Source organism: Oricola indica (assembly GCF_965227485.1).
GTDB lineage: Bacteria > Pseudomonadota > Alphaproteobacteria > Rhizobiales > Rhizobiaceae > Oricola > Oricola indica.
In genome coordinates, this window is the sequence record NZ_OZ245747.1 from 4,093,753 (window position 1) to 4,119,892 (window position 26,140).

At 62.0% G+C, this 26,140-nt stretch carries 20 protein-coding genes and 1 pseudogene; 9 read left to right on the forward strand and 12 right to left on the reverse strand.

What is annotated here, in order from left to right:
• Nucleotides 1-372 precede the first annotated feature (372 nt).
• The 4 genes from ACQK2M_RS20410 to ACQK2M_RS20425 all read right to left on the reverse strand — a co-directional run bounded on the left by ACQK2M_RS20410 (nucleotide 373) and on the right by ACQK2M_RS20425 (nucleotide 7,419).
• The gene (locus ACQK2M_RS20410) at nucleotides 373-1,596 is read right to left on the reverse strand and encodes a GIY-YIG nuclease family protein (RefSeq protein ID WP_425419310.1); all 1,224 of its coding nucleotides are present in this window, start codon (nucleotides 1,594-1,596) and stop codon (nucleotides 373-375) included.
• A 4-nt stretch (nucleotides 1,597-1,600) separates the two neighbouring features.
• The gene (locus ACQK2M_RS20415) at nucleotides 1,601-3,667 is read right to left on the reverse strand and encodes a DEAD/DEAH box helicase (RefSeq protein ID WP_425419311.1); all 2,067 of its coding nucleotides are present in this window, start codon (nucleotides 3,665-3,667) and stop codon (nucleotides 1,601-1,603) included.
• Entirely contained in the window at nucleotides 3,667-6,351 is a 2,685-nt protein-coding gene (locus ACQK2M_RS20420; protein ID WP_425419312.1) for a class I SAM-dependent DNA methyltransferase, read from the reverse strand. Before ACQK2M_RS20420 ends, ACQK2M_RS20415 begins: the two co-directional genes overlap by 1 nt.
• Nucleotides 6,352-6,891: 540 nt before the next feature.
• Nucleotides 6,892-7,419: a hypothetical protein gene (locus ACQK2M_RS20425; RefSeq protein WP_425419313.1), complete on the reverse strand. Its 528-nt coding sequence runs from the start codon at nucleotides 7,417-7,419 to the stop codon at nucleotides 6,892-6,894.
• A gap of 10 nt (nucleotides 7,420-7,429) precedes the next feature.
• Here ACQK2M_RS20425 and ACQK2M_RS20430 point away from each other — a divergent pair.
• Nucleotides 7,430-8,227: pseudogene (locus tag ACQK2M_RS20430) on the forward strand (IS3 family transposase); the annotation flags it as partial.
• Nucleotides 8,228-8,546: 319 nt separating this feature from the next.
• Nucleotides 8,547-9,404 (forward strand): fumarylacetoacetate hydrolase family protein, encoded by an 858-nt coding sequence (locus ACQK2M_RS20435; protein ID WP_425419314.1) that lies wholly within the window; start codon nucleotides 8,547-8,549, stop codon nucleotides 9,402-9,404.
• Between the two features lie 308 nt (nucleotides 9,405-9,712).
• Here ACQK2M_RS20435 and ACQK2M_RS20440 read toward each other — a convergent pair whose 3' ends face one another.
• Together ACQK2M_RS20440 and ACQK2M_RS20445 are read right to left on the reverse strand one after the other, a co-directional pair.
• Complete coding sequence (locus ACQK2M_RS20440) at nucleotides 9,713-12,046, reverse strand: molybdopterin-dependent oxidoreductase (protein WP_425419315.1); 2,334 nt, start codon at nucleotides 12,044-12,046, stop codon at nucleotides 9,713-9,715.
• Nucleotides 12,047-12,097: 51 nt separating this feature from the next.
• Complete coding sequence (locus ACQK2M_RS20445) at nucleotides 12,098-13,132, reverse strand: diaminopropionate ammonia-lyase (RefSeq protein WP_425419316.1); 1,035 nt, start codon at nucleotides 13,130-13,132, stop codon at nucleotides 12,098-12,100.
• Nucleotides 13,133-13,434: 302 nt separating this feature from the next.
• On the opposite strand from ACQK2M_RS20445, the gene ACQK2M_RS20450 reads away from it, so the two are divergent.
• Together ACQK2M_RS20450 and ACQK2M_RS20455 are read left to right on the forward strand one after the other, a co-directional pair.
• Nucleotides 13,435-14,565 (forward strand): M20 aminoacylase family protein, encoded by a 1,131-nt coding sequence (locus tag ACQK2M_RS20450; RefSeq protein ID WP_425419317.1) that lies wholly within the window; start codon nucleotides 13,435-13,437, stop codon nucleotides 14,563-14,565.
• A gap of 12 nt (nucleotides 14,566-14,577) precedes the next feature.
• On the forward strand, nucleotides 14,578-15,777 hold the full coding sequence (locus ACQK2M_RS20455; protein WP_425419318.1) for a M24 family metallopeptidase: 1,200 nt from the start codon (nucleotides 14,578-14,580) through the stop codon (nucleotides 15,775-15,777).
• Nucleotides 15,778-15,786: 9 nt separating this feature from the next.
• On the opposite strand, the gene ACQK2M_RS20460 is transcribed toward ACQK2M_RS20455, so the two are convergent.
• Entirely contained in the window at nucleotides 15,787-16,245 is a 459-nt protein-coding gene (locus ACQK2M_RS20460; RefSeq protein ID WP_223479411.1) for an Lrp/AsnC family transcriptional regulator, read from the reverse strand.
• Nucleotides 16,246-16,452: 207 nt separating this feature from the next.
• Between ACQK2M_RS20460 and ehuA the strand changes: the two genes are divergently transcribed.
• From ehuA to ACQK2M_RS20485, 5 genes are all read left to right on the forward strand, one after another.
• Nucleotides 16,453-17,235, forward strand: a complete 783-nt coding sequence (gene ehuA / locus ACQK2M_RS20465) for an ectoine/hydroxyectoine ABC transporter ATP-binding protein EhuA (RefSeq protein WP_274385126.1) — start codon at nucleotides 16,453-16,455, stop codon at nucleotides 17,233-17,235.
• A gap of 31 nt (nucleotides 17,236-17,266) precedes the next feature.
• On the forward strand, nucleotides 17,267-18,118 hold the full coding sequence (gene ehuB, locus ACQK2M_RS20470) for an ectoine/hydroxyectoine ABC transporter substrate-binding protein EhuB (protein WP_223479418.1): 852 nt from the start codon (nucleotides 17,267-17,269) through the stop codon (nucleotides 18,116-18,118).
• Between the two features lie 64 nt (nucleotides 18,119-18,182).
• Nucleotides 18,183-18,851 carry an ectoine/hydroxyectoine ABC transporter permease subunit EhuC gene (ehuC, locus tag ACQK2M_RS20475; RefSeq protein ID WP_223479410.1) on the forward strand — a complete coding sequence of 223 codons (669 nt, stop codon included), beginning with the start codon at nucleotides 18,183-18,185 and terminating at the stop codon, nucleotides 18,849-18,851.
• A 1-nt stretch (nucleotide 18,852) separates the two neighbouring features.
• The gene (gene ehuD / locus ACQK2M_RS20480) at nucleotides 18,853-19,509 is read left to right on the forward strand and encodes an ectoine/hydroxyectoine ABC transporter permease subunit EhuD (protein ID WP_425419319.1); all 657 of its coding nucleotides are present in this window, start codon (nucleotides 18,853-18,855) and stop codon (nucleotides 19,507-19,509) included.
• A gap of 40 nt (nucleotides 19,510-19,549) precedes the next feature.
• Complete coding sequence (locus ACQK2M_RS20485; RefSeq protein WP_425419320.1) at nucleotides 19,550-20,290, forward strand: maleate cis-trans isomerase family protein; 741 nt, start codon at nucleotides 19,550-19,552, stop codon at nucleotides 20,288-20,290.
• A gap of 72 nt (nucleotides 20,291-20,362) precedes the next feature.
• On the opposite strand, the gene ACQK2M_RS20490 is transcribed toward ACQK2M_RS20485, so the two are convergent.
• Genes ACQK2M_RS20490 through ACQK2M_RS20510 form a run of 5 tightly spaced genes read right to left on the reverse strand, consistent with a single transcriptional unit; the run spans nucleotide 20,363 to nucleotide 26,132 of the window.
• Entirely contained in the window at nucleotides 20,363-21,142 is a 780-nt protein-coding gene (locus ACQK2M_RS20490; RefSeq protein ID WP_425419321.1) for an HpcH/HpaI aldolase family protein, read from the reverse strand.
• A 1-nt stretch (nucleotide 21,143) separates the two neighbouring features.
• Nucleotides 21,144-22,583 carry an NAD-dependent succinate-semialdehyde dehydrogenase gene (locus ACQK2M_RS20495; RefSeq protein WP_425419322.1) on the reverse strand — a complete coding sequence of 480 codons (1,440 nt, stop codon included), beginning with the start codon at nucleotides 22,581-22,583 and terminating at the stop codon, nucleotides 21,144-21,146.
• Between the two features lie 14 nt (nucleotides 22,584-22,597).
• Nucleotides 22,598-24,316, reverse strand: a complete 1,719-nt coding sequence (gene araD, locus ACQK2M_RS20500) for an L-arabinonate dehydratase (RefSeq protein WP_425419323.1) — start codon at nucleotides 24,314-24,316, stop codon at nucleotides 22,598-22,600.
• Nucleotides 24,313-25,134, reverse strand: coding sequence for an SDR family NAD(P)-dependent oxidoreductase (locus ACQK2M_RS20505; RefSeq protein WP_425419324.1), 822 nt, complete (start codon nucleotides 25,132-25,134; stop codon nucleotides 24,313-24,315). The genes araD and ACQK2M_RS20505 overlap by 4 nt, the downstream gene beginning before the upstream one ends.
• On the reverse strand, nucleotides 25,131-26,132 hold the full coding sequence (locus ACQK2M_RS20510; RefSeq protein ID WP_425419325.1) for a Gfo/Idh/MocA family protein: 1,002 nt from the start codon (nucleotides 26,130-26,132) through the stop codon (nucleotides 25,131-25,133). Before ACQK2M_RS20510 ends, ACQK2M_RS20505 begins: the two co-directional genes overlap by 4 nt.
• Nucleotides 26,133-26,140 lie beyond the last annotated feature (8 nt).

Consider the following 26,140-nt stretch of genomic DNA (forward strand, 5'->3'; position numbering starts at 1 on the left):
CATTCGAACTCGAACTAGGGCTACGTGCGCCGAATTCGTGCCTGTATCAGATCCTGGACAGCGAGGGGTGTTATCAGCCGAATGCTAGTTCAAGGGCAACCAATGCGGGTTGGTCGGCAGAAACATCAAGCCGGGGACTCTTCGGAGGGCAGCGCTCTATCCAGCTGAGCTACGGGTGCTCGCGGCGCAAGGCCAAAGTCCACCCTTGATAACCGAGGCGGGCGATTCCATCAATGCGAAATTCCGATGGGGAGCCGCGCTGTCTCCCCAGGCAGAGGTCACAGGTTCGAAGCCCGTCGGGTTCGCCGGGGAAAGAACATTACTGTCATCGGTATTTCCCAACTTCCTTTCAGTAGGTAGCTGGACTCCTAATCACTCCGCAGAAACAATCCTCTGCTGCTCGGGATCATATCGGAGTTGATGCAATGTCCCCGCACGTATCGCCCGGACCGCCTGGGCTACATGCTCCGGTAGTAAATAGAACCACTCTCTTGGTCGCACTTTCCGGCCGAAACGATCCTTAATCCAAAGGTCCTGAGGTCTGGCGGCATCGAAAAAGCGATGTAGGAGGCTCTCAACTTTTTGTCGGGACAGGTTCTTCAATTCATAGGTCGCGATGACATCGACCGGCGCGAGAAGGAACGTTGGATCGTTGCGGGCATCGGCAACGCGCCTGTTCACGTCCTGGGTCGTAACCCCGATTTTGAGGAGTATGTCGCGCACTTCTTTAATCGCGGGCTCATCCGATCGACTCCTGGCAACATAGATCGTGCCGGTCAGGTCGAGTTGGTCTGCCTCCCAATCTGGGTCAAGGGGTCCGAGACCGGGGCGGTGTATAATGCGCGCTGTTGGATCGGCGGCAAGCGCCTTGCGAAAGGATGAGATCAGCGGATCGCTCTCGGTGCCGTTCGAGAAGACAACCCGGAGGCGATGATCCCGTTTGCCGCCGCGGGCGGTCATCTCGGCCTTCTCCGCGATATAAGCCAGGAGCCCATTCCGAATGAAGTAGCTGCCCTCCTGGACATCGATCACCTCGCGCGCGCCTACGGCCGTTGCCTCCCTGGTGCCGACCTCAAGCTCCGACTGGAGCTCCTCGAAAGCCGGCCGAAAGACCTCGAAATCGGGGCAAGGGAAGAACTCGGCCCGGTGGTCTGGAAGGTTGCGTTGGGCGACCCGCGTAACATGCTCGATCCGCGTGAACGCTTCGGACAGGTCTTCGTCGTCCTCATCGAAGATGTCGTCCATGCTGTCTGGGATCTCGTCCTCAAGGGGATCGTCGCGCCAATCGCGGGCCGGCGGCGTATCGTCGACCGGCGCCATGGCAAGCAACCCATTGCGATCGACATCGCGAAAAACCTCGGGGTCGGCGCGTCCTGAAAGACCGCTCCAGATCGTTCCGAGCCGCATCTCATCGTGATCGGCGGCGTCCTCGTTCGGCAGTCGGCCATGCCGGTCATAGAAATCGTTCACCTCACGCACGAGACCCGCGTCGCGCTCGAGCTCCGGCGGCCGCGTGCCGCGCGGACTAAGCTGGACATCGAGCAGGCCGAACTCATCCGGTTCGTCAAAGATCTCGTCAAGCGTCGGGCGCGGCATACATTCACCCCGCGGCGGCGGAGCGCATCCGTTCCGCTTTCTTGGCGCGAATATAAGCGAGAGCCTCGGCCATACGCTTCTCCAGGGGGTCGGCTGCATGCGGGTTCGGCTCCCGCCCCTCGGCCTCGCGGAAACGCTTGATCCGCGGCCAGAGCGTGCGCGCCTCGTCCTCGGTCATCTGGATGCGCTGCGCGATCATGGCGCTCTGGATCTGTTTTAATAGCGGTGTGTCTAACGCCTTCGAGGCGACGTCGAAGCCTTCTCGGAACGGGTTGATACCGTCGATCAAATCAATGTCGAGCTCTCGCACGTTGATGAACTTCTTCACCATGTTGATCAGGTTCATGCCGTCTGGCGCGTGTTCGAACTCTTCAGAGTCTTCCGAAAACTCCGATTGCGACGACGCCTGTTCCGCTTCCTTGCGGGCGATTGAGGCGATGTTCATGCGCGCCGCCAGATCTTGACGGATCGCCTCCGTCTCGTCCTCGGAGAGATCCTCGTAGCTCTGCTCGATGATGTCGGTGAGCACCATCTGGGTGGCGACCTCAGGTGCGATGTCGTCAGCGACAGTGCGGCGATCCATGGCCTGACACGCCTTGGCGATCAAATCCTGCATGTCGTTCTCGCAGATCGCCTTCGATCGATCGGTCGGCGGCTCCATCAACCCCTTGATGCCGATGTGGATGGTGCCAGTGTCATCGAAATGGACCGGTTCGCGGATGTCGCCGTCTTCGCGCCGGTAGAATCGGAAGTTCGGCTGAAGCACCTGCTCCATCAGCAACGCGCCCGAGATTGCCTTCAGCATGTCGTTGACCGCATCAGCCACGACTGTGGTCTCGACGCCGGGCTCGGCGATCAGGTTGGTGAACTGGGCATGGGACTTTCCCGTGGCGTCCCGTGTTGCGCGCCCTATGATCTGAACGATCTCTGTTAGCGAGGAGCGGTAGCCGATCGTCAGGGCGTGCTCGCACCAGGGCCAGTCGAAGCCTTCCTTGGCCATGCCAAGCGCGATGATGATGTCGACCTTGTCGCGGTCAGCCGTATCGTCCCGGCGGCCGTCGGGGCCGGTGATCTCGCGTGTCAGCGCAGCCTTCACGCCGCCGCGCTCCTCGTTATCGTTCACCAGGTCCGCGACCTTGAGGATCTTGCCGTCCGACTTGCGGCGGACCAGATCGAAGCCGGTCTCCTTGTCTCGTCCGACATGCTCGCCGATCGCGTCGATGATCCGACCGACCTCGTCGTTCTTTTCGCCATAGGCCTCGGCCGAGCCACGGTGCGGGATATGCACGATTGTCTTGAGGTCAGTGTTGAGGACGTCCGGGATCGCCGAGATGTATTTGCCGCGGTAGAAGCTGTAACTGATGCCAAGCGACTTGAGGTGTTCGTATCCGTCGAGCTGCTCGTAGTATGAGTAGGTGATCGACCGGAACTTGGCCTCATCCTCGGGCCGCAGGACCGGGATGCTGTCTCCGCGGAAGTAGCTGCCGGTCATGGCCACGACATGTGCCTTCTCGCGCACCAGAAGCCGCCGCAAGATCTCGCCCAGGCGGTTGCCGTCGCCGGCGCTGACATGGTGGAATTCGTCGATCGCGATCAGGCAGTCGTCAAAGGCCTCTACGCCCGCCTCGGCCTCGATGGCGTCATAGGCAAAGCGGAAGGTGGCGTGGGTGCATACGATCACCTCCTCATCGGAGGCCATGAACTCCTGAAAGGCTTTCACCTTCTGAGACTTCGACCCGTCCTCGGTGCCACTAACGCAGAGGTTCCAACGCGGCTCGACGTTCCAGTCCCAGAAGAAGCCGTGCGAAGTCAGGTCTGTCGACCGGAAAGAGGCCCCGATCGAGGTCTCGGGCACGGCTACGATCACCTTGCGCACGCCCTGGTGCTCGAGTTTGTCGAGGCCGAGGAACATCAGCGCCCGAGACTTACCGGCAGCGGGCGGCGCCTTGAGCAGGATGAACTGGGCGCCGCGTGCCTCGAAGACCCGCGCCTGCATCGGCCGCATGCCCATGGCGTTGGTGGTCTTGGATGTGCCCGTGCGTCCGTAGGCGACCTTTACCAGATCGACCATCACGCGGCCTCCTTCTTTGGCTTCTTCACTTTGGCCGCGTAGAGCTTGAATAGATGTTCGAGGCGTTCGGTGTCCGTTCTGAAAGCTCTGCCTATGTAGATCTCCTCGACCAGCCTATCGTTCGCCATATGGATCGTGCGAAGATCTTCCGGCATGGTATCCGGATTATAGAGTTGGGCAATAGTCGCTGGGTGATGCTTGTATCGCACTTTCATGATTGCCCGGGCACTCTCACCCATCCGTTTCGTCTCTTCGACCGTGAATTTGGGGGCCGGGAAAGTATGCCAGCCCAAAGAGTTGGAGTAACGGTAATCTCGTTTCCATTTTCCACAAATGGTTGCCACCCAAACGAGATGAAGCCGTGAGGAAATGAGGGCAAAGCACCAGTCAGGCGCGTCGGGTATGACGAAGCACAGATTCGAAGCGACCACCTCCGCAGGGAAGCGATCCGACGGCAACACTTCGCGCCGCTCAGACGAGGCGCTGGCAACCAGAAGCGAGTGAGAATTTGAAGTCAGACCCGGGTGCCAGAAGCGATGTGCGCTGTCCGCTCGTGCATTGGTCTCAGGATTCTTGCTCTTTTCGCGATGGATCTTCGTGCGTTCGATACGATCAGCGATGTCCGAAACCTGCTGGGCTTCAGCCAGATCACCGTCCTCAATCCAGAGGCAGTATCGAGCGGTTCCTTCCATAATTTCCGTTGTCCCGAGCAACGGCCGAATGAACCGCGCCGCGCGGCTATCTCGTGCCACGAATTCATCTCGTTCCTCGGACGAGAGGATAAGCCCGCCGCCGTCGTTGGGCATCGCGCCATAGACCATCTGCGGAAGACCAAAAAGCGATGCGTTTTTTTGCTTCACATAAAGGTCCGGTCCAGGAACGAGATAGGCATTGATGCGGGACACGAGGGAGACGCCCGCGTCTTCAAAAAGTTGCGCCTGGCGTCCCGATGGTGCTCTTAGTCCAGCGATGATGCAGTCAACAGCGGCATTGGCTGCCGCGTTGTTGCGCCATTTGAATGGCCGGTGCGCGAAAAAGATCTCGTGCTCTTCAAGCAGGTAGGGCCAAAGAGCCGGCACTTGGCGACCCTGCGTGATCGAGCTTGTTGCAACTAGCGCAAATCGGCAATTGGGAGAGGCGCGACGGTATTTCGCAGCAAGATAGAACCACGCCGATACGAGGTCGAGGCATTTGTAGCCTTTGCGACGATCTGCGTCGAAAACACTGTTTCGGTCCTCCTTCTGTTCGTCAGTCTGATTACCGGTTCCGACGAAAGGCGGATTCGAGGCAATGACTGTCTCCCATCCTTCGTCGTGCGGACAGACCTCAGCCCAGTCGACATGCAGAGCGTTGCGGCAAACGACCCTTGCACCGGTCTTGAGCGGGAGGTCTGCTGGCCGTTGACCAAAAACCTCGCCGAACATGGCATTGGCCTGATACTCAGCGATGAACATGGCAAGCTTGGCAGTCTCGGCCGAGAAGTCCGTGATCTCGATGCCATAGAAATTCGTGATCGGGATCAGCGACCACATCTGGATCTGGGTCTGACGCTCAAGCTCGCCGAGGCGCCGCAGGATGCGGATCTCTCGGGCCCGCAGCTCGCGATATGCGACGACAAGGAAGTTGCCGCTGCCGCAGGCCGGATCGAACACCCGGATCGCCGACATCCGGTCCACAACCTTGCGCAGCCCGTTCGGCCGGTTCCAGGCCTTGTTAATCTCGGCGTCAATTTCGTCGAGGAATAGCGGGCCCAGCACCTTCATAATATTTGGCACGCTGGTGTAGTGCATGCCGAGTTCGGCACGGGCCTTGGGGTCGGCCACTGACTGGATCATCGAGCCGAAAATGTCCGGGTTGATCTCTTTCCAGTCGAGATCGCTGGCCTCGCGAAGATAGCGGAAGGCGATGACGTCGAAGCGCGGCGCGTCGATCGTGCCGGCAAAGAGGCCGCCGTTGACGTATTCGAGGTCCTGGCTCCAGGCTGGGAGATCCGTCCGCTTGTTCTTGGGTAGGTTCATCGCCTGGAAGGCGGAGATCAGGACGCCGTGGGCTTCCTCGCCCTTGTCGCCGGCATGGGTGAAGATGGCGCGGGAGAACTGGTCCTCCGGGAAGATCCCGACATCTTCGGCGAACATGCAAAAGATTAGCCGCGTCATGAACTGGTTCATGTCGTGTCGGCGCGCATCGGTGGCCCAGTCGGGGTTGGCTTTCACCAGGGCGTCGTAGAGCTTCGCGAGCTTGCCCGTCGCCTTGACGTCGACCGGGTTCTCCTCTGCCGGGCGATACCGGTCCTTGCCGGCGGCCGGCAGGAAGAACCCGAAGTGGTCGCCGATCTCGGAGAAGGCGCAGTGCAGCCGCTCACCGCTCTTCCAGTGCTCGGCCGCGACGGTCTCGCCGTCGGTGGCTATTAGGATCGCTGGCTTGTGCTTCGCAGTCCGCTTGCTGCCTTTTATGGCATCGAGAGTGGCTTCAATCCCCAGAGCGTCGGCCGGGGCGTAATGGAATTTGAGGTTCAGCAGCACCCCGCCGTCGATATCGGACCTGTTGAGCGCGCCGGATCGCAAGCGAGCCAAGGTTGCCTTCGCGTTGTCTGTCGCTTCGGCGAACTGGAATGCAAATTCGGACGAACTAAAAGGAGCCTTCGCTAAGGCGTCGAGGGCTTCGTAAATATCAGTCGGGTTCATATAATACTTTGACCGCCAAGAGTATGCTGCGCCTGCAATGAATAGGACAAATTACCTACGTATTTCCAGCCTTATGGGTATACGCGGCGGTTTCCCTCGAAGATTTCCGCGTATTCTCCGTCATCACACCAAGCCGCCTGGTCCACGAGATCCAGCCCGGCGAAAAGACCAAGCTCACCGACCTGGTCCTCGTCTGGTCGAACTGTCACCGCATGATCCATCGTCGTCGGCCCTGGTTGTCGATGGGCGAGTTAAGGGCGACGGTGCGCAGCTAATTGTGCTCTGTTTGACTCGAGGTTCGTCCGTGGCGAGCGCCGAAGTGCTCGACGCTGTCAGATTGCATGGCGACCGGCCTCGCTCGTCTGCGAGTCTATCCTGACGGAAATTCTGATATCTTCTGACTTCATTGTTGCAACTTTCTCCCACCAAATCCGCAGTGCTGTCGAGTAAGTGCTTGCTTATCGCACAAGGGTTAAGTGGCGATCGGTTGCTGGCGATCTAATAACTTGTCTAAGGTGTAAGCCTTCTACCCTATCTCTATCACACACTCTGCTTCTTCACCCTCCCAGTCAGCTTCTCCAACGCCATCGCGACACGGTCGTTCAGTTTCTCGTAGGCGACCAGGGTTTGCATCGGCCCGCCTGCTACGCGTTCCGTCTTCAACGTCTTCTCGTTGCGGCGGAACACGGCTCGCATGTCTTTTCGTTGAACCGTCCGGCTGTCTGCCCATGCATCGTCCATCGCTTTGAGGCCGACCACGCCGGCAGCAAGGAAGCGCTTTCGCCTCTCTCCCTCACGCATGTCCTTGACGACTTTCCTCCGGCCGGCGTCCATGGTCGACGTGTCAGCAAAGGTCGGCAGCATGAAGCGGAAGCAGGACTTCTGCAGCGTCGTGAACCTGAAGCGCTTCAGATCCTCGAACGTGACGATGTCGCGCTTCCGGAGTTCGGAGGCCAGAAGCGTCACCTCGATACGAACGCGCCTCCGATCCGGCGGAAGATCGATCCATGATCCTTTCGATTTGTCCTGGCGATCGATCACCTTGTCCATGATGCGCCAGGAAGACACTGCGCCTTTCTGGAACCGCATTCCCGACGACATCCGAGAAAATATCATCGACCTTGCGCTTGATGAGCCGGAGCTGTCACCGCGCGAACTGGCGGTGACGTTCACCGACACGCGAGGCTACTTCGTCTCGGAATCCTCGGTCTACCGCCTGCTCAAGGCGCAGGATCTGATCACCAGTCCAGCCTTCATCGTCATCAAGGCTGCCGATGAGTTCCATGACAAGACGACCGCGCCGAACCAGCTGTGGCAGACCGACTTCACCTATCTGAAGGTCATCGGCTGGGGCTGGTTCTATCTGTCGACCATCCTCGACGATTACTCGCGCTACATCATCGCCTGGAAGCTATGCACCACGATGAAGGCCGGGGATGTCACCGACACGCTGGAACTCGCCCTGCAGGCATCGGGTTGCGACAACGCCAAGGTGATGCAACGTCCACGGCTCTTGTCAGACAATGGTCCATGTTACGTCGCCGGCGAACTGGCCGATTGGCTCTCCGGCATTGGGATGGAGCACACCCGCGGTTCGCCTTGCCATCCCCAGACCCAGGGCAAGATCGAGCGATGGCACCAGACGTTGAAAAACCGCATCCTGCTCGAAAACCACTTCCTGCCGGGTGCTCTCGAAACGCAGATCGACGCCTTTGTCGATCATTACAATAACCGGCGCTACCACGAGAGCCTCGGCAATCTCACACCGGCCGACGTCTACTTCGGACGCAGCCAGACCATCCTGCAGACAAGAGAAAGGATCAAACGCGAAACTATCAATCAACGGCGCTTGCTGCATCGCAAGGCCGCCGCTTAGAATGAAATCCTGATGGGCCAGAGCCTCCACTAGATCAGGCCGCCGAACTGCTCAAAACCTCTGACGACGGACACGGAAGAGCCAGCGAGGGGAATGGTCGACTTCAACGCCCTCATCCACGAATTCAGGGAAATTGGCTACGAAGGCTTTGCGGTCGTCGAACAGGACATGTTTCCCTGTGATCCGGCGGTTCCCCTGCCCCTCGCCAAACGGACAATCGAATTCCTGACCAGTATCGGATTCGTCACGAATTCAAAAAACTGATCCCCTCTTCGACCAGCAAGAGGCGGGACACTCCCAAATACGAGGCTAGACACCCATGAAACTTCTACGCATCGGCGCCAAGGGCGCCGAGAAACCCGCCATTGTTCATTCCGACGGGACGATCCGCGATCTCTCCTCCGTCGTCGGCGACATCGCCGGCGATGCCCTGACCGATGAGGGGCTGGCGACAATCGCCGCGGCCGATCCCGCCGCACTTCCCGTGCTCGATGCGGACAGCCGTATCGGGCCCTGTGTCGGCCATGTCGGCAAGTTCATCTGCATCGGCCTGAACTACGCCGATCATGCCGCCGAAAGCGGCATGGCCGTGCCCGATGAGCCGATCATCTTCTTCAAGGCGACCAGCGCGATCACCGGACCGAACGATCCTGTCATTATCCCCAAGGGCAGCGAGAAGACCGACTGGGAAGTCGAACTCGGCATCGTGATCGGCAAGGAGGCCCGCTACATCGGCGAGGACGCCGCGATGGATCATGTGGCCGGCTACTGCCTCGTCAACGATGTCTCCGAACGCGCCTTCCAGATCGAGCGGGCGGGCCAGTGGGTCAAGGGCAAGAGCGCCGACAGTTTCGGCCCGATCGGCCCCTGGCTGGTGACGCGGGACGACATCGCCGATCCCCAGAACCTCTCTATGTGGCTGGAGGTCGACGGACACCGCTACCAGGACGGCTCGACGCGCACGATGGTGTTCGGCGTGGCGCATCTGGTCAGCTACCTGTCGCAGTTCATGAGCCTGCAGCCGGGCGACATCATCTCGACGGGTACCCCGCCGGGCGTCGGCATGGGGCAAAAGCCGCCGGTCTATCTGAAAGCAGGCCAGACCATCCGGCTCGGCATCGAGGGCCTCGGCGAACAGACGCAAACGACCGTCGCGTGGGACGCACTGGAAGACTGATCCACAAACCCGTTCGACCTGCCAGCACCACGCTTCCTTTGCCGAGGAAGTCGAGCGGGAAAGCGCTCAAAAAGATCGCCTTCTCTGCGAAGCAAAATAGCGAAGACGAATTGCGATCGGGTAGGCTCGGATAGATGCTGGCAATCTGCGTAACGCCGTGAAAGTGGCCGTTCTCTCAATGACGGCTTCGCACCCCGAAGCGGACACGCCAATGCCCTTCGCTGGACTTCCGCTTCTGACACGGGAACAGTTTCTGAATAGCCGGAATGCGTTGTGCAGAAGTTGCCGTTCTGATTCACTCTCCGCGTTTACCGGCCCAGCACTTGCGGTGGATCGAATGCGGTGACAGCCGGCGGTTCTGTTTCCAGACGTTTTGCTTCAATCAGACAGGTCTGGGCGCTGGGGCCTTGCGCGAGGGTCGATGTCGGCAGATCGCGTGTCAGCGTATTCGGATTGCCGTGTCTGCAACACTCCGGATCATTGTCCCAATCGGGGTCATACCAGGCTCCGGTCGCTATCATGACGACGCCCGGGAGCAGGTCCGCGTCGAGCCTGACCGCGCTGATGCAAGCGCCGCGATCATTGAACAGGCGCACCAGATCGCCCTCCGCAATGTTGCGGGCGGCAGCGTCTTGCGGGTTCATCCGGCACGGTTCGCGGCCCTGCAGCTTTCCCGCGCGGCTGTGGCTGCCATGATCGAGCTGGCTATGCAGGCGCCGCTCCGGCTGATGCGAAATGAGGTGCAGCGGGAATTTTTCCGAAAGTCTTGAGCCCAGCCATTCCGACGGCTCGATCCAGACCGGGTGGCCGGCATGGCCGAACCCCGCGAGCGTTTCCGAAAAGATCTCGATCCGGCCGGAGGGCGTCGGCAACGGATGTCCGGCCGGATCGGCGCGGAAATCGCTCAACATCGTGACGGGTTCGTCCGGGGGCGCAAGCCTGATGGCCCCGGAATCGAGAAATTCCTTGAAGCCCGGAAGGTCATGACCCTTTGCCGATGCCCTTCGCCTGGACTCCTCGTAGATCGCCCGCAGCCATTCGCCTTCGCCCCGCCCCTCCGTGAACGCGTCATCGAAGCCGGTCTCATTGCTGCCGCTCGGGCGCAACCGCCTGGCGATCCCGGCGAAAATAGCGTGGTCGTTGCGTGACTGACCGTATGGATCGGCCGCGCGCTTCATTGCGAATGCGTAATTGTCGCGTGGCGACGCGGCGATGTCGTTGCGTTCCAGTCCGACAGTCGCAGGCAGGACGATATCGGCATGGCGCGCCAGCGGTGTCCAGAACGGCTCGTGGACGATGACCGTCTCGATGCGCCGCCACGCCCTGCGCAACCGGTTGAGGTCCTGGTGATGATGGAAGGGATTGCCGCCCGCCCAGTAGACGAGGCGCGTATCCGGATAATGGTATTGGCCGCCATCATAGTCGAACGGCGCGCCCGGATCGAGCAGCATGTCGGCGATCCGGGCGACCGGTATGAAGCTTCGAACGGGATTGCGACCGGTCGGGAAGGCCGCCCACGGCATATGCGCGCGGTGGCTGCCGACGCTGCTGACCGCGCCGAGGCCGAGGCCGAAACCGGTGCCCTTGATGCCGATGCCACCGAGTATGGCCGCCAGCACGACGAGCATCCAATAGGCCTGCTCGCCATTCTGCTGGCGGGTCAGCGACCAACTCGCATTGACCAGGGTCGGTGTGGAGGCCATTCGCCGGGCCAGCGTCACGATCTTGTCGGCGGGGAGCCCGGTGATTTCCTCGGCCCAGCCGGCGGTCTTCGGCATGCCGTCCGCGGTCCCCATCAGATAGGGAAGAAACCGGTCGAAGCCCGTACAGTGGCTCTTCAGGAATGCCTCATCGTGGCGATCTTCGCTGATGATCGTGTGCGCCAGTGCAAGCATCAAGGCGACATCTGTGTTGGGCCGGATCGGCAACCAGTCCGCGTCCAGTTCCGGCATCGTATCCGCCCTCGCCGGACTGACATTGACGAACTCCACGCCGGCGGCGCGCGCGGCGCGCATCTCCGCTTGTTGAGCATGGCTCCCGGTGCCACCGGGATTCATCTGCGAATTGCGGACCGCAATGCCGCCGAAGGCGACGACGAGCTTCGCCCCCTCCGCGATCGCCTTCCAGGAGGTGTGTCCGAGCAGCAACGACGGCATCGGCGCGACGATGTGCGGAAGGATGACCTCGGCTGCCGCATAGGAGTAGGAATCCTTCGATGTCGTGCAGCCGCCGAACAGGTTCATGAAGCGGCGCAACTGGCTTTGGGCGTGATGGAAGCGTCCCGCGCTCGCCCAGCCATAGGAGCCGGCATAAATCGACTCATGCCCGTGATCGGTGCGCACGCGATCGAGTTCCCTGGCGACAAGGTCCAGCGCGTTGTCCCAGCCAAGCTCGACATAGCTGTCGCGCCCGCGCGCTTCGCGATCTCCCTCCAGCCATCCCTTGCGCACGACCGGCGCCGAGACCCGGCATGGGCCACTCAGCGTGTCGAGCATGGCGTCGCCGATCGGTGACGGTTCGAGATCGTCCTCGAATGGCGTCAACCGTGTCGGGCGCCCATTCTCGGAATGGACGCGATATGCCCCCCAATGGCCGACGGTCAGGGTCGTCGATGGGTCTGGATCGTCGCGATCGTCAATCATGGCCATTCTCCGTGGTGAACCCGCCATGTCTGTCCGGTTCCGCGGGTTTGGTCAGGCTGTCTCCGGACCTTCCGTCGCGATCAGGAGACAGCGGGCGTCCGCTCCAAGACCGGCATTCTCGAGCGCGGCAAGCGGTGCGGCCCCGCTCGGCGTGGTGGAAATGCCGTGACTTGCGAGCAGGCGCGCCGAAGCTTCGGCTTCTTCATCGGTCACCGTCACGAAAGCATTGGCGTCCCGGCGCAGGGCCTCGAAGGCGATCAGCGAGGCATCCTTGCAGTCGAGCCGGCCCATGTTCGACTCCGGGCCGTCAGCGCGCGTCAGCTTGCCGGTTTCGATGCTTTTCAGCAGGCAGGGCGCGGCGTCCGGTTCGACGATGGTGATCCTGGGCTGGACCGGCCATTGGTCGCGGATATGTGCGGAAATGGCCGCCGCCAATCCGCCAACGCCGGCCTGAAGGAAGACATGCGTCGGCCAGTCGCCCGTCTGCTCGAGAATGGAACGGCATTCTTCCGCGAGAACCGTATAGCCTTCCATGACAAGGGCCGGCCGCTCTGTGTATCCATCCCAGGAGCCATCCGCGAGCAGCAGCCAGCCATTCCGGTCGGCGGCGTCGATCGCATAGCGTACGCTGTCCTCGTAGGAACCGTCGACGCGGAGCACCTCGCTTCCGGTCTCCCGAATGCGCTTGGCAAAGCCCTCGGGGACGGCGCTGCACAGCACGATGATCCCGCGCGCGCCGAAGATACGGGCGCCGGCCGCGACCGACAGGCCGTGATTGCCGGCGCTGGCCGTGATGAAGGTCATCCCCGCCGCGGCTTCGCGAGCCTTTTCGCTTAGCAGGTCGGCGGTTCTGGCGGCGTCCTCGACCATCTGGGCGACGGCAAACACGCCGCCGAGCGCCTTGAAACTGCCCAACCGCATGCGGCGCGTCTCATCCTTGATCCACAACGCGCCGATGCCCAACGCCTCCGCCAGGTCCGGCATGAGGCGCAGCGGCGTGGGCTGATAGACCGGGCATTGCCGAAGCATGGCCAGCGGCCGGTCCGGGACGGCCCGAAATCGGCGCGGTATCTCGCCGTGGTTCACGGCTGAATTCTCTATTTTCATTCGCGGCAAGATATGCCCCGTACTTGACTGAGAAACATCAAAATTGCCCAAAAAATGAGAAAATTAAATTCCCGAAACACTATTTGTGATCTGCCCGCATCGAACAAAGTCCGCAAACTCGGGCCGGCGGGCCTGCATTGAACGGTTGGAAATCGGCCCCGGACAATTGGCCTCCTTTAAGCCGCGCAGACCGGCAGGAAAAGGACAAATTCAGCATGGAAACCGCGCGCGCACCGGAAACTCCTGCACGGGCAAGCCTCCCCGAGGACCTTTGTCGGCAAATGGGTGAATGGCGGCATGACCTGCATCGCAATCCGGAACTCGGATTCAGCGAGAAGCGGACGTCGGGCATGATCGCCGCGCATTTGCGTTCGGCCGGAATCGCTGTCCACGAAGGCGTTGGCGGCACCGGCATTGTCGGGGTGCTTCAGCGCGGGACAGGCAGCGGCGCCATTGCCATCCGGGCGGAGATGGACGCCTTGCCGATCTCGGAAGAGAACGATTTCGGATACGCATCGGCGACGCCCGATACCATGCATGCCTGTGGACATGACGGTCATGCATCCATGCTTCTTGGCGCAGCGTTGTACCTCGCCAGACAAGGAGCCTTCGACGGAACGGCGGTGTTCATCTTCCAGCCGGACGAGGAAAACGGGCGCGGCGCGCGTGCCATGATATCCGACGGTCTGTTCGAGCGGTTCCCCATCGACGCGATCTATGCGCTCCACAATTTGCCGGGCCTCGCCTCCGGACGCGTGGCCGTTCGTTCGGGAGCGGTGATGGCCTGCGAGGATACGTTCCGCATCGAACTGACCGGCAAGGGCACCCATGCCGCCATGCCGCATCGCGGCGTCGACCCGATCGTTGCCGGCGCGCAGGTGGTCACCGCCTTGCAGACAATCGTCTCCAGGGAGATGGATCCTGTCGAAAGTGCGGTTGTCTCGGTGACCGATTTCACGACCAGCGGCGTTCGCAACGTTATCCCTGGCCAGGTGGTGATCACCGGAGATGCCCGATCCTATTCGCCGCAGACAGGCGATGTCATCGATGCCGCGATGCGCCGGATCGCCTCGGGCATCGCCACCGCGCATCGCGCCGAATGCGAGGTGCGCTACAATCGCGAATTCACGGCCACCATCAACACACCGCGCGAAGCCGACATCGTGGCGCAACTTGCGGCGACCTTGTTCGGAGCGGACGAGGTTGACGCCGATTGCCCGCCATTGCTGGCGTCCGACGATTTCGGGGCGTTTCTGGAGCACCGTCCCGGCGCCTATTTCTTCCTCGGCAACGGCACGGACGGTTCACATGGCCGCGCGCTGCACAATCCGCGCTACGATTTCAACGACGAGATTCTCGCCAGAGGCGCCGAATTCTGGACGCGTCTGATCGAAACCCGATTGCCGGCCTGAGATCACTTGCCCATGAGCGATTTCCGCCTCCAGACCATGTCCGCCGCCAGCGCTCCGCAGCGCGGATTTTCCTCGTCGGAATTCGAACGACGACTTGCCAAAGCCCAGGCCCGAATGGCGGAGACCGGTTTCGACGGGCTTCTCCTCACGACCGAACCGGAAATCCGCTATTTCACGGGCTTCCTCTCTCGCTTCTGGTTGAGCCCGACCCGGCCCTGGTTCCTGCTGGTCCCGGCGTCGGGCAAGCCGGTCGCCATCGTGCCGTCGATCGGGCGCGAGTGTTTCGAGTCAACCTGGCTCGACGATGTGCGATGCTGGGATTCGCCGCAGCCGCATGACGAAGGCATCACGCTCGTCGCCGATACGCTTCGCGAAGTGCTGGGTGAAAAGGCCAGGATCGGTATTCTCGAAGGGCCGGAGACCCATCTTCGCATGCCGCTCGGGGATTTTCGCAGGCTTTGTGCTTCGCTGCCGAATACGGTCTTCGCCGACGCAACAGGCCTGATCCGGCAATTGCGCATGGTGAAGTCGCCGGCGGAGGTCGAGAAGATCGCCCATGCCTGCGGTCTCGTTTCCGGCGTCTTCGGATCCTTTGCGGAGCAATTGCGCGTCGGCATGTCGGGTATCGAGATCTTCCGGCGCTTCAAGATCGCCTGTCTCGAAGCGGGTATCGACGATGTCGACTATCTTGTCGGCGGTGCGGGACGCGGCGGCTATGGCAACATCATTTCGCCGCCCTCGACACGGCGCGTCGAGAATGGCGATATCCTTATGCTCGACACCGGGTCGACATTTGACGGTTACTTTTGCGACTTCGATCGCAATTTCGCGTTCGGTCCGGTCACCGAGGAGACGGCCAGGGCCTATGACGCGCTGCTCGAAGCGGTGGAAGCCGGACTGCAGGCCTCGCGTCCGGGTGCGACCTGCGCCGGGGTTTTCCATGCCATGCAGCAGATCCTCCGGAAGGACTTCCCCGGCGAAGGCGGCGTTGGCCGAATGGGTCATGGGCTCGGCATGCAACTGACCGAATGGCCGTCCTTTGCCGCCAATGACGACACCGTGCTGCAGGCCGGCATGGTGCTGACGCTGGAGCCGTCTGTCGGCCTGCCGGGCGGCAGGATGCTGGTGCATGAGGAAGACTTTCTCCTGACCGAAGAGGGGCCTGTGCTTCTGACCACCGCAGCGCCGGCCACCATTCCCGTCATCGCCTGACGACAGCTTCTACAGCGGCACGTTCGCGCCGACCTTGGTGCGATCCATGACCACCGAGGTGCGGAAGCGCTTGACGTTGGAGTCCTTGAAGAACAGCCGGTGCGTCAAGTGTTCGTAGTCCTCCATGTCCCTGGCGAGCGCGATGATCGCGAAGTCGGCTTCACCGGTAATGTAGTAGCACTGCTGCACCTGCGGTTCCGCGCGGGCCTTGCGGCGAAACGCGTCGATCTGGTCGATGCGCTCGTGCTCCAGTTCGACAAAAACCAGGAACGTCATCGCATAGCCGACCGACTTCGGATTGATCAGCGCGCTTTCCGCCATGATCGTACCGTCGGCCTTCAGATTGCGGATGCGGCGCTGCACGGTCGCAACCGAAAGCCCGGTTTCCATGGCGATGGCCTCCAGCCTCTCGCGTGAATTTTCCTGCAGCATTCTGAGGATTGTCTGGTCTGCGGCGGATAGGTCCATGTTGATTACTACCGGTCAATTGGGATGCGAAAAATAGCGGTTTTTATCATCTACGGCATTGGAAGTGAACAATACCATCAAATTCCTTTGCTACGCTACGATCTAGCATCACAGAGAGAACGGTTTGTCAAAGAGCTTCGATCTCGTCTTCCGGTAACCCTGTTTGCGTGGCGTATCGCCGGGCAGCCACTGAAAAGGTCATGACTGCTGACTGAGGTTCCCAACATCATCGAGTTCCGGAATGTCCACAAAAGCTTCGGCAGTTTGAAGGTTCTGGACAGTCTCAATCTCGAAGTCGCCGCCGGTGAAAAACTCGCCCTCATCGGGCCGAGCGGATCCGGAAAAACCACCATCCTCCGCATTCTCATGACGCTGGAAACGATCAGCGCGGGTCAGGTCGTCGTCAATGGCGACTATCTCTGGCACGAGGAGAAGGACGGAAAGCTGGTCGACGCCAGCGAGGCGCATCTCCACAAGATGCGCAACGACATCGGGATGGTGTTCCAGCACTTCAACCTGTTCCCGCACCTCAACGCGGTCCAGAACATCGAGCAGCCGCAGGTTCTCGTCCGCAAGACGTCAAAATCCGAAGCGCGCGACAAGGCGATGGAACTGCTCGGCCTCGTCGGTCTGAGCGACAAGGCCAATCACTTTCCGCACCAGCTTTCCGGCGGGCAGCAGCAGCGCGTGGCCATCGCACGCTCGCTGGCCATGGACCCGAAGATCATGCTCTTCGACGAGGTCACCTCGGCGCTCGATCCCGAACTCGTCGACGAGGTTCTGACCGTCCTGCGCAAACTGGCGTCCGATTCCGACACAACCATGCTGACGGTCACCCACGAGATGAACTTCGCCCGCGATTTCGCGGATCGCGTCCTGTTCTTCGACAAGGGAAAGATCGTCGAATCCGGCGATCCGAAGATCATCTTCTCGGATCCAAGCGAGCCCAGGACCCGGGCCTTTCTCAGCAAGTACATCAATGTTTCGTAACTCCCGCCCCCGACCGAAAGGAAAGACCATGATGAAATCCTCCACCCGACAACGCCTCGGACTGACGCTTGCCGGCGTATTGGTGACGATGCTCTCGGTATCGTCCGCATCGGCCGAAGACACGCTCGAGAAGCTTCGCAAACAGGGATACGCGACCGTTGCGGTCGCCAATGAGCCGCCATACAGCGACATCAAGTCCGACGGCTACGTCTCCGGCGCCGCGCCGGAAGTCGCCCGCGCCGTCATGAAGAAACTGGGCGTGCCGGAACTGAGGGCCCAGGTCGTTCCCTACGGCTCGATGATCCCGGCGCTTCTGGCCCGGCGCGTCGACATGGCCACGTCAGGCCTCTACATCAAGCCGAACCGCTGCGAAGCGATCATTTATTCCGAGCCGGATCTCTGCGGCGCGGAAGCCTTCGCCGTCGCCAAGGGCAATCCGCACAACATCAAGACCTATGAGGATATCGCGGCCAATCCGGAGGTCACCATGACCACTTGCGCCGGTTGCGCCGAGGAGCTTTATGCGACCGAGCGCGGCGTGCAGCCCGCACAGATCAAGGTGTTCACCGATCCGCCGAGCGGCATCAAGATGCTGCAGCAGGGCCGCGTCGACGTCTTCGCGCTGTCCGGCCTCGGCACCAAGGATCTCCTGGAGAAGTTCGACGACGACAATCTGGAACTCGTCATGCCGGTCAAGGGTGTCCCGATGGGCTGCGCCGGTTCCGCGTTCAATCCGGAGGACACCGCTTTCCGCGAGGCCTACGACAAGGCTCTCAGCGAGATCAAGGCGAGCGGCGAATTCGCCTCGATCATCGAGCCTTTCGGCTTCTCCGCCGAGGCGACGATGAGCGTCAAGCGCGACGATTTCTGCCCCGGCAACTGATCTGCGGTTTCCCAATTGAAACGAGGGCCGCGCGGACGCCGGGCGGCTCTCGAACGGAGCGGGCATGGAACTGATCGTCGAATTCTATCCCCTGCTGGTCAAGGGAACCCTGCTGACCATCGAACTCACCGTGGTCAGCGCGGTCATCGCCTTGGCGATATCTTTTATCGTCGGCCTCGCGCGCCTGTCGCGTCACTGGATCGTGCGCACCCTGGCGCTGATCTATCTGGAGTTCTTCCGCGGCACATCCGCATTGGTGCAGATGTTCTTCATGTTCTACGTGCTGCCGCTTCTGGGCATCAGCCTGTCGCCCTTTCTTGCCGGCGTCATCGCCTGCGGCTTCAACCTCGGCAGCTACGGTTCCGAAGTCGTCCGCGGCGCGATCAAGTCCGTCGGCAAGGGCCAGTCCGAAGCCGCTCACTCCCTGAACTACACATCCTATCAGCGCTATCGCTACGTCCTCATCCCACAGGCCGTGCCGATGATGATACCGCCCTTCGGCAATCTGCTGATCGAGCTGATGAAGCTCACCGCGCTGACGTCGCTGATCACGCTGTCCGACCTGACCTTCGCCGCCCAGATTATCCGGTCCCAGACCGCGATGACACTGGAGCCGTTCCTTCTGATCCTCGTCATCTATTTCCTGATCGCTTCGGTCCTGGTCGGCTTTACCGACTGGCTGGCGAAATCGATCGCGAAACGACGCGGCATGACGCCCGTAAGGACAAACTGACATGCATTGGGATTGGGCCGTCGCCGCAGAAGTTTTTCCGCGCCTCATGGCGGGGCTCGTCGTCACCGTACAGGCGACATTCGTCGGAGCCGCGCTTGCCTACGCACTGGGGCTTGTTCTGGCTATTCTCAAGATGTCGGAAAACCGCGCGGTGCGCTGGACGGTCTACTGGCTGTCGGAATTCATCCGCCGCACGCCGCTGCTGGTGCAGCTCTATTTCCTGTTCTACGTTCTTCCCGATCTCGGCCTCTTCCTTTCGCCGTTCGTGGCCGGCGTGATCGGCCTCGGCCTGCATTTCTCGACCTACACTTCGGAAGTGTTTCGCGCCGGCATCGAGAACGTGCCGAAGGGCCAATGGGAAGCGGCGAAATCGCTCAACTACACGATGGCGCAGACATGGACCCGAGTCATCCTTCCCCAGTCCATCCCGCCGATGATCCCGCCGTTGGCGAATTACCTGATCACCATGTTCAAGGAGACGCCGCTGCTCGCCGCGATCACGGTGGTCGAGCTGTTCAACGCGGCCAATATCTATTCCAACAGCTACTACAAATATCTCGAGCCGATGACGCTGGTCGGCGCGCTGTTCCTGTTGGTGTCGATCCCGTCGGCCTATGCGGCGATGTGGCTGGAACAAAAATATTCCCGCAGGAACTGATCTGCCCGACGCCGGCTGAAACTTCGAAGGATATCCGCATATGGGCCTCGCATTTGAGACGAACGAACGCGACGAGCCCCGGCTGGGATTGATCGTCCTGCAATCCGACGAAACGATCGAGAACGAGTTTTGCCGGATGATCCCGTCCGAAGCGACGTTGCACGTTTCACGCGTGCCGAGCGCGGACGAGGTCACGCCGGAAACACTGGCCGAGATGGAGCACCACATCTCCGCGAGCGCCCGCCTACTGCCGCTCCCGGCCCGTTTCGACGCCGTGGGCTATGGCTGCACTTCGGGAACCTCAGTGATCGGCATTGAACGGATCGGCGATCTCGTCCGCTCCGGAACCACGACACGGTCCGTCACCGAACCGGTTTCGGCCTTGATCGCCGCATGCGGGGAATTGGGCGTATCCCGCCTCGCATTCCTATCGCCCTATGTCGGGAGCGTTTCGTCCAGGATGCGCGCGGTGCTGGCTGAGAACGGGATAGACACGCCTCTTTTCGGCTCCTTCGAAACGAGCGAGGAGGCACTTGTCGCGCGCATTACGCCTGCATCGATCCTTGAGGCGGCGGTGAGCCTCATGGACGATCCGGCTGCGGAAGCGATCTTCATCTCATGTACGAATCTGCGCACTCTCGACATCATCGAGGAGATCGAGGACCGCACGGGAAGACCGGCCCTTTCCAGCAACCAGGTGCTGGCCTGGCATTTGTGCCGCCTCGCAGGGATGGAGATTCGCAAAAAAGAATTCGGGAAGCTTCTCTCCGACAATAGCTGACCCCGCGCGACGGGATGCGGCACCAGGCCAACTGAACCGCGTCTCGAACGAATGCCGTTTCACAACAGAGGCTTATGTCTTGTTACCGGCGCCGTCTCTGAACCCTTTGACTGCGGCCGCAGCGCCGGCTTCGACGAAGCGGGCGTCGGAACCGATGGTGACCAGGTCCATTCCGTCGGCGGCAGCGCGTGCCGCATAGGCGGGCGAGCCGCAATGGAGACAGCACCGGAGACCCGCGGTTGCCGACCGTTTTCGGATATCGGCGATCAAGGTTTGCATCTCAGGCTCTTCCCGGTCGAAGCCCGGCGAAAAGCCGTGCGAGAGCGAGAGATCGGCTGGGCCGATATATATGCCCGACAACCCCGGCACCGACAGGATCGCATCGAGATTGGCGACAGCGGCCTTCGTTTCGATCATCGCGAAGACGAGGACTTCCTCCTTGGCGATACGCGCATAATCGTCGCCCCATGCGAAGCGCGCTCGCACCGGGCCGAAACTGCGCGCGCCGTCGGGAGGATAGCGGCATGCGGATACAAGGCGTTCGGCGTCCTCGCGCGTTTCGATCATCGGCGCGATGATCCCGAGCGCGCCGGCATCCAGCGAACGCATGATCGCGGCCTCGTCCAGCCATGGCACCCGAACGATCGGCGCGGCACCCGATTTCTCGATCACCGGCAGAATTGAAAGTAGATCGGCATAGTCCGCCGTGCCGTGCTGCATGTCGACCGTCAGCGCGTCCCAGCGCGCCTTGGCCATCGCCTCGACATTGAGCACCGACGGGACCGCGATCCAGCCGTTGACGGCCGCGCGCCCCTCCGCCCAGACGCGACGAACAGGGTTCACGGGCGCCATGTCAGACCGCCATCATGTGGCTGAGCTTCGTATTCTGATAGTCGCGGATCGCCTCGCGCCCCCCTTCCCGGCCCATCCCGGAGTGATCGACGCCACCGAACGGCGCCTCGGCATGCGCGATCATGAAGGTGTTGATCCCGACCATGCCCGCATGGAGGCCGCGCGAAAGCGCCGCGGCCTTCGCCTGGCTGGAGGTAAAGGCATAGGCTGCGAGGCCGTAAGGCGTGGAATTGGCGCGTGCGATCGCATCGTCAAACGAACCGAAAGTCGCGACAGGCGCGACCGGACCGAAGGGCTCCTCGCTCATGATATCCGCATCGTCCGGCACGCCGGCCAAAACAGTCGGCTGGAGGAAATATCCCGCGTTGCGCCCTTCCGGTCGCCTGCCGCCGGTCACCAGTCTCGCGCCCTTTTCCTGCGCGTCGGCGATCAGGCGCTCGACCTTCTCGCGGCCCGAGGCCAGCGTCAGCGGACCCATCGAGGTCTCTTCGTTCTGGCTGTCGCCGAGCACGAGCTTTTCGGCTTCGGCCTTCATTGTGGACAGGAAACGGTCGGCCACGCTTTCCTCGACATAAAACCGGTTCGGAGCGATGCAGACCTGGCCGGCATTTCGGAACTTGAAACCGGCGCACTGCACCGCCGCGGCCTCCACGTCTGCATCCGCGCACACGACGACAGGAGAATGGCCGCCCAGTTCCATCGAGCATCGTTTCACGGTCTGCGCGGCCTCGGCCATCAGAATCTTGCCGACGCGGGTCGACCCGGTGAGCGAGATCTTGCGCACCTCGTCCGCGGCGAGGATCGCGGGGGTGATATCCGCCGCATGGCCGAGCAGAAGTTGCACCGTACCAGCCGGCACGCCGCCTGCGACGAATGCCTCGGCGATAAGCGTCGACGTCATCGGAACCTGCTCCGAGGGCCGCACGAGGATGGCGCAACCGGCGGCGAGCGCCGGCGCCATCTTGCGGACAGGCAGGTTGACCGGAAAATTCCAGGCGGTGAATGCGGCGCAGATGCCGACAGGCTCCGGTTCGATGATCAGCCGCCCGCCCTGGCGCGACGGGATCGTCTCGCCGAACAGCCGTTCCGCCTCGCCCGCGAACCACTCGATCTGTTCGATCGCCGCGCCGACCTCGCCAGCCGACTGGTTGTAGGGCCTGCCGATTTCGAGGGACAACGCACGGGCAATGGCGTCGGTGCGGCCCCTCATTTCCTCCGCCACCTTCCGCAGGATGCGGCCCCGCTCCCAGCCATGGACTCTGCTCCATTCCGCATGCGCCTGACGGGCGTGCGACAGCGCTTCGGCGACATCGTCGCTCGAACAGGCCGGCTGTTCCCACAACACCTCCTCGGTGCAGGGATTGATGACGGGAATTGGAGCCGCGCCTCCGCTTTCGCGAAACTCGCCTCCGATCAGAAGCTTCGGTTGCATGCCAGCCATGGTCCTACCTCGCGTCACAATATCTCGGGTTCCGGCACCGCGGCGCCGAAACCGGTTTCCAGGAAATCGAAGTCGCAGCCCTGGTCGGCCTGCAGAACGTGATCGGAGTAGATCCATCCGTAGCCCCGGCCAAACTTGCGGTGGGGCCGAACCCAGCCGGCGCGGCGGCGGTCGAGTTCGTCGGCGTCCACCTCCATGTCGAGACGGCCGGCGCGGGTGTCGACAGAAATGGTGTCTCCGGTTCGAACCAGCGCGAGCGGACCGCCGACATGCGCTTCCGGGGCGACATGCAGGATGCATGCGCCGTAGCTGGTGCCGCTCATGCGCGCATCGGAAATTCGCAGCATGTCTCGCACGCCCTGTTCCAACAGGTATTTCGGGATCGGCAGCATGCCCCATTCCGGCATGCCCGGCCCGCCTTGCGGCCCGGCGCCGCGCATGATCAGCACATGGTCGGGTGTGATCTCAAGCGCCGGATCGTCGATCCGCTGCTTCATCTCGCCATAGCTTTCGAACACAACCGCAGGACCGCGATGTTTCAACAGACGCGGATCGGCGGCCGAAGGCTTCATCACCGCGCCGTCGGGCGCGAGATTGCCGCGCAGGACCGCCATGGCCGGCTCTTTGGAGACGGGATCGTCAAGCCTGCGGATGACATCGGGCAGATATGTCTCCGCGCCTTCGATCGCCTCGCCCATGGTCCGGCCGGTAACGGTGCGCGCCGCCGGGTCGATGTGATAGCCCATATTCGCCATCAGGGCGCGAAGGCCTCCGGCGTAGAAGAAATCCTCCATGAGATAGGTCGCGCCCGAGGGCCGTATGTTGGCGAGAAGCGGCACACGCTGGCCGGCGGCGTGGAAGTCATCCAGGGTCAACGGAAAACCGGCACGCCGGGACAATGCGATCAGATGGATGATCGCGTTGGTCGAACAGCCCATCGCCATCGCGACATGCAGTGCATTGGCGAAGGAGGCAGGCGACAGGACTGTCGACGGACGCAGGTCCTCACGCACCATCTCGACAGCACGCCGCCCGGTGGCGGCGGCCATGCGGATGTGGTTGGCGTCAGCGGCGGGAATCGAGGACGCACCGGTCAGGCACAGGCCCAGCGCATCGGCGATGCCTGTCATCGTGGCCGCCGTGCCCATGGTCATGCAGTGTCCGTAGGACCGGGCGATGCCGGCCTCGACCTGCTGCCATTCGGCAAGGCCGATCCGTCCGGCGCGACGCTCGTCCCAGTATTTCCAGGTGTCGGAGCCGGAGCCCAACACCTCGCCTTTCAGATTGCCGCGCAGCATCGGGCCGGCGGGCATGAAAATCGCCGGTAGATCCATGCTGATCGCGCCCATCAAAAGCGCCGGCCCGGTCTTGTCGCAGCCACCCATCAGCACCGCGCCGTCTACGGGATGCGACCGCAACAGTTCCTCGGCTTCCATTGCCAGGAGATTGCGATAGAGCATGGTCGTCGGCTTGACGAAGTTCTCCGACAGCGACAGCGCCGGCAGTTCGATCGGGAAGCCACCGGCCTGCAGCACGCCGCGCTTGACGTCTTCCACGCGCGCCTTGAAATGTGCGTGGCAGGGATTGATGTCCGACCACGTGTTGACGATGGCAATGACCGGGCGGCCTTCCCAGTCCTCGCGCGCATAGCCCATCTGCATCAGGCGGGAGCGGTGGCCGAATCCGCGCAAATCGTCGGCGTCGAACCAGCGGGATGAGCGCAATCGGGTCATTGCGATGCCGTGACCCCGCCGTCGATATAGACGATCTGTCCGGTCATGTAGCTGCCGGCCGGGGCGGCGAACACGATCACCTGGCCGCACACTTCCAGCGGATCGCCAATGCGGCCAAGCGGATTGCGTTCGAGAATGAAATCGCGGAACTCGGGCTTGTCGAGATGCATGCGGATACGATCCGACTGGATGAATGTCGGGGCGACACCGTTGACGGTGATGTTGTGCGGCGCAAGCTCCATCGCATGCTGCTTGACGAGCATGGCGAGCCCGCCCTTGGTGGAGCAGTAGGCGGAATATCCGCGCCCGCGCAGCGCGAGTTGCGAACGGACCGACAGGATATGGATCTGCCGTCCGCCCTTGCCGCGAGCGATCTGGTCGCGCGCCGTCTCCTGGGCGAGGAACATCGCGGATTTCAGGTTGGTCTGGTAGACTTCGTCGAAGACATCCTCGGTCACGTCCATCAAGTGCTGCTCGCGCTGGATGCCGACGCAATTCACCAGCGTGTCGATGCCGCCCATGGCGCCAATGGCCTCGGCGGTGGCGTCTCGAACAGAGCCGATGTCCCGCGCATCCAGTTCGAAGCCATGAGCCTTTCCGCCCGCGTCGACGATGCGGTCGGCCAGCGCCCGGGCCTTGTCGATCTTCGGGCCGGCAATGGTCACCACCGCACCGTGAGCCGCCATGGCGGTGGCGGTTGCCTCGCCGATCGCTCCATAGCCTCCCGGTACGAAAACGCGCATGCCCGTGATGTCGAACAGCCTGGCGATCCGCTCCGGGTCGAGACGCGGCGTGAGGCTCGCGGGTTGCTGGTTCATTGCTCTATCTCCACTCCAGCCGCGGCATAGACGCTTTCCATCAGTCGCAGGGTCTCCAGATTGTCGAGGCGATCGGTCTCGAACGGCGTCCCGTCGCGCAGTCCCCGGACGAACCCCGCTATCACCGTGTCGAAACATTCCTGGTAGCGGCCGAGAAGGTCGACCTCCTCAGCCTCGGCCTCCGCACCGACGAGATGAATGCGATTCAACTCCATCAGGATCGTGCCCTTGGTGCCGATGACCTCCAGCCGATCGCCGTGAAGCTGAGGATAGCCCGGCGCAACGAGGCAGCCGTCGGCGGAGGCGATGAAACCGTCCTCGCCGGACAGCAGTATTGCCGCCGTGTCCTCGCCCGGCAGCCCTTCGGCGAGCCGGTTGAGCCGCGCCGCGACGACGGTGAGCGGTCCGCACAGGCAGCGCAGCACGTCGAGATGGTGGATCATCGTCTCGAAGACGAGGTTGCGGCGAAAGCCCGTCAAATATGGCTGGCGCTCGATCAGGAAGGGCGGAGCACCGTCGCGCGGGCACAATCCCGAACCCCGGCAGGAGATCGCCGCGTGACGGACCGCACCGATGCGGCCCTCGCCGATCCAGTCGCGCACGGTCATGTAATGCGGCCGGAAGCGGTAGTTCTCGTGCACCATGAAGCGGACGCGGTCGCCCACATAGTCGATCAGCGCCTCGGCTTCAGCGACCGTTTCCGTCAGCGGTTTCTGACACATGATATGGACGCCATGATCGGCGGCGATGCGGGCAACCGGCGCGTGCGCGCCGACCGAAGCCGCGATATCCACGGCGTCGAACCCGCCTTGCGCGAACATCTCGCCCGCCTCGACATGGACGCGCGAAACCCCGAATTCCTCGGCGCGCGCTTTCGCCTTGTCGATATCGGTGTCGCACAGCGCCACGATCTCAGCGCCCGCTGCCTTCCAGGCGCGCAGGTGGTAGAGGCTGATCAGCCCGCAGCCGACCAGCGCGACGCGCAGCGGCTCAGCCATCCGCGCCT

Excerpts from the sequence above, each read along its gene's own strand:
- ACQK2M_RS20435 (WP_425419314.1), top strand. The coding sequence starts at position 8,547 with ATGAAACTTCTACGCATCGGCGCCAAGGGCGCCGAGAAACCCGCCATT.
- ACQK2M_RS20450 (WP_425419317.1), top strand. The coding sequence starts at position 13,435 with ATGGGTGAATGGCGGCATGACCTGCATCGCAATCCGGAACTCGGATTC.
- ehuC (WP_223479410.1), top strand. The coding sequence starts at position 18,183 with ATGGAACTGATCGTCGAATTCTATCCCCTGCTGGTCAAGGGAACCCTG.
- ACQK2M_RS20410 (WP_425419310.1), bottom strand. The coding sequence starts at position 1,596 with ATGCCGCGCCCGACGCTTGACGAGATCTTTGACGAACCGGATGAGTTC.
- ACQK2M_RS20440 (WP_425419315.1), bottom strand. The coding sequence starts at position 12,046 with ATGATTGACGATCGCGACGATCCAGACCCATCGACGACCCTGACCGTC.
- ACQK2M_RS20510 (WP_425419325.1), bottom strand. The coding sequence starts at position 26,132 with ATGGCTGAGCCGCTGCGCGTCGCGCTGGTCGGCTGCGGGCTGATCAGC.
- ACQK2M_RS20415 (WP_425419311.1), bottom strand. The coding sequence starts at position 3,667 with ATGGTCGATCTGGTAAAGGTCGCCTACGGACGCACGGGCACATCCAAG.
- ACQK2M_RS20495 (WP_425419322.1), bottom strand. The coding sequence starts at position 22,583 with ATGGCTGGCATGCAACCGAAGCTTCTGATCGGAGGCGAGTTTCGCGAA.
- ACQK2M_RS20485 (WP_425419320.1), top strand. The coding sequence starts at position 19,550 with ATGGGCCTCGCATTTGAGACGAACGAACGCGACGAGCCCCGGCTGGGA.
- araD (WP_425419323.1), bottom strand. The coding sequence starts at position 24,316 with ATGACCCGATTGCGCTCATCCCGCTGGTTCGACGCCGACGATTTGCGC.
- ACQK2M_RS20490 (WP_425419321.1), bottom strand. The coding sequence starts at position 21,142 with ATGGCGCCCGTGAACCCTGTTCGTCGCGTCTGGGCGGAGGGGCGCGCG.
- ACQK2M_RS20505 (WP_425419324.1), bottom strand. The coding sequence starts at position 25,134 with ATGAACCAGCAACCCGCGAGCCTCACGCCGCGTCTCGACCCGGAGCGG.
- ehuB (WP_223479418.1), top strand. The coding sequence starts at position 17,267 with ATGAAATCCTCCACCCGACAACGCCTCGGACTGACGCTTGCCGGCGTA.
- ACQK2M_RS20460 (WP_223479411.1), bottom strand. The coding sequence starts at position 16,245 with ATGGACCTATCCGCCGCAGACCAGACAATCCTCAGAATGCTGCAGGAA.
- ehuD (WP_425419319.1), top strand. The coding sequence starts at position 18,853 with ATGCATTGGGATTGGGCCGTCGCCGCAGAAGTTTTTCCGCGCCTCATG.
- ACQK2M_RS20420 (WP_425419312.1), bottom strand. The coding sequence starts at position 6,351 with ATGAACCCGACTGATATTTACGAAGCCCTCGACGCCTTAGCGAAGGCT.
- ACQK2M_RS20455 (WP_425419318.1), top strand. The coding sequence starts at position 14,578 with ATGAGCGATTTCCGCCTCCAGACCATGTCCGCCGCCAGCGCTCCGCAG.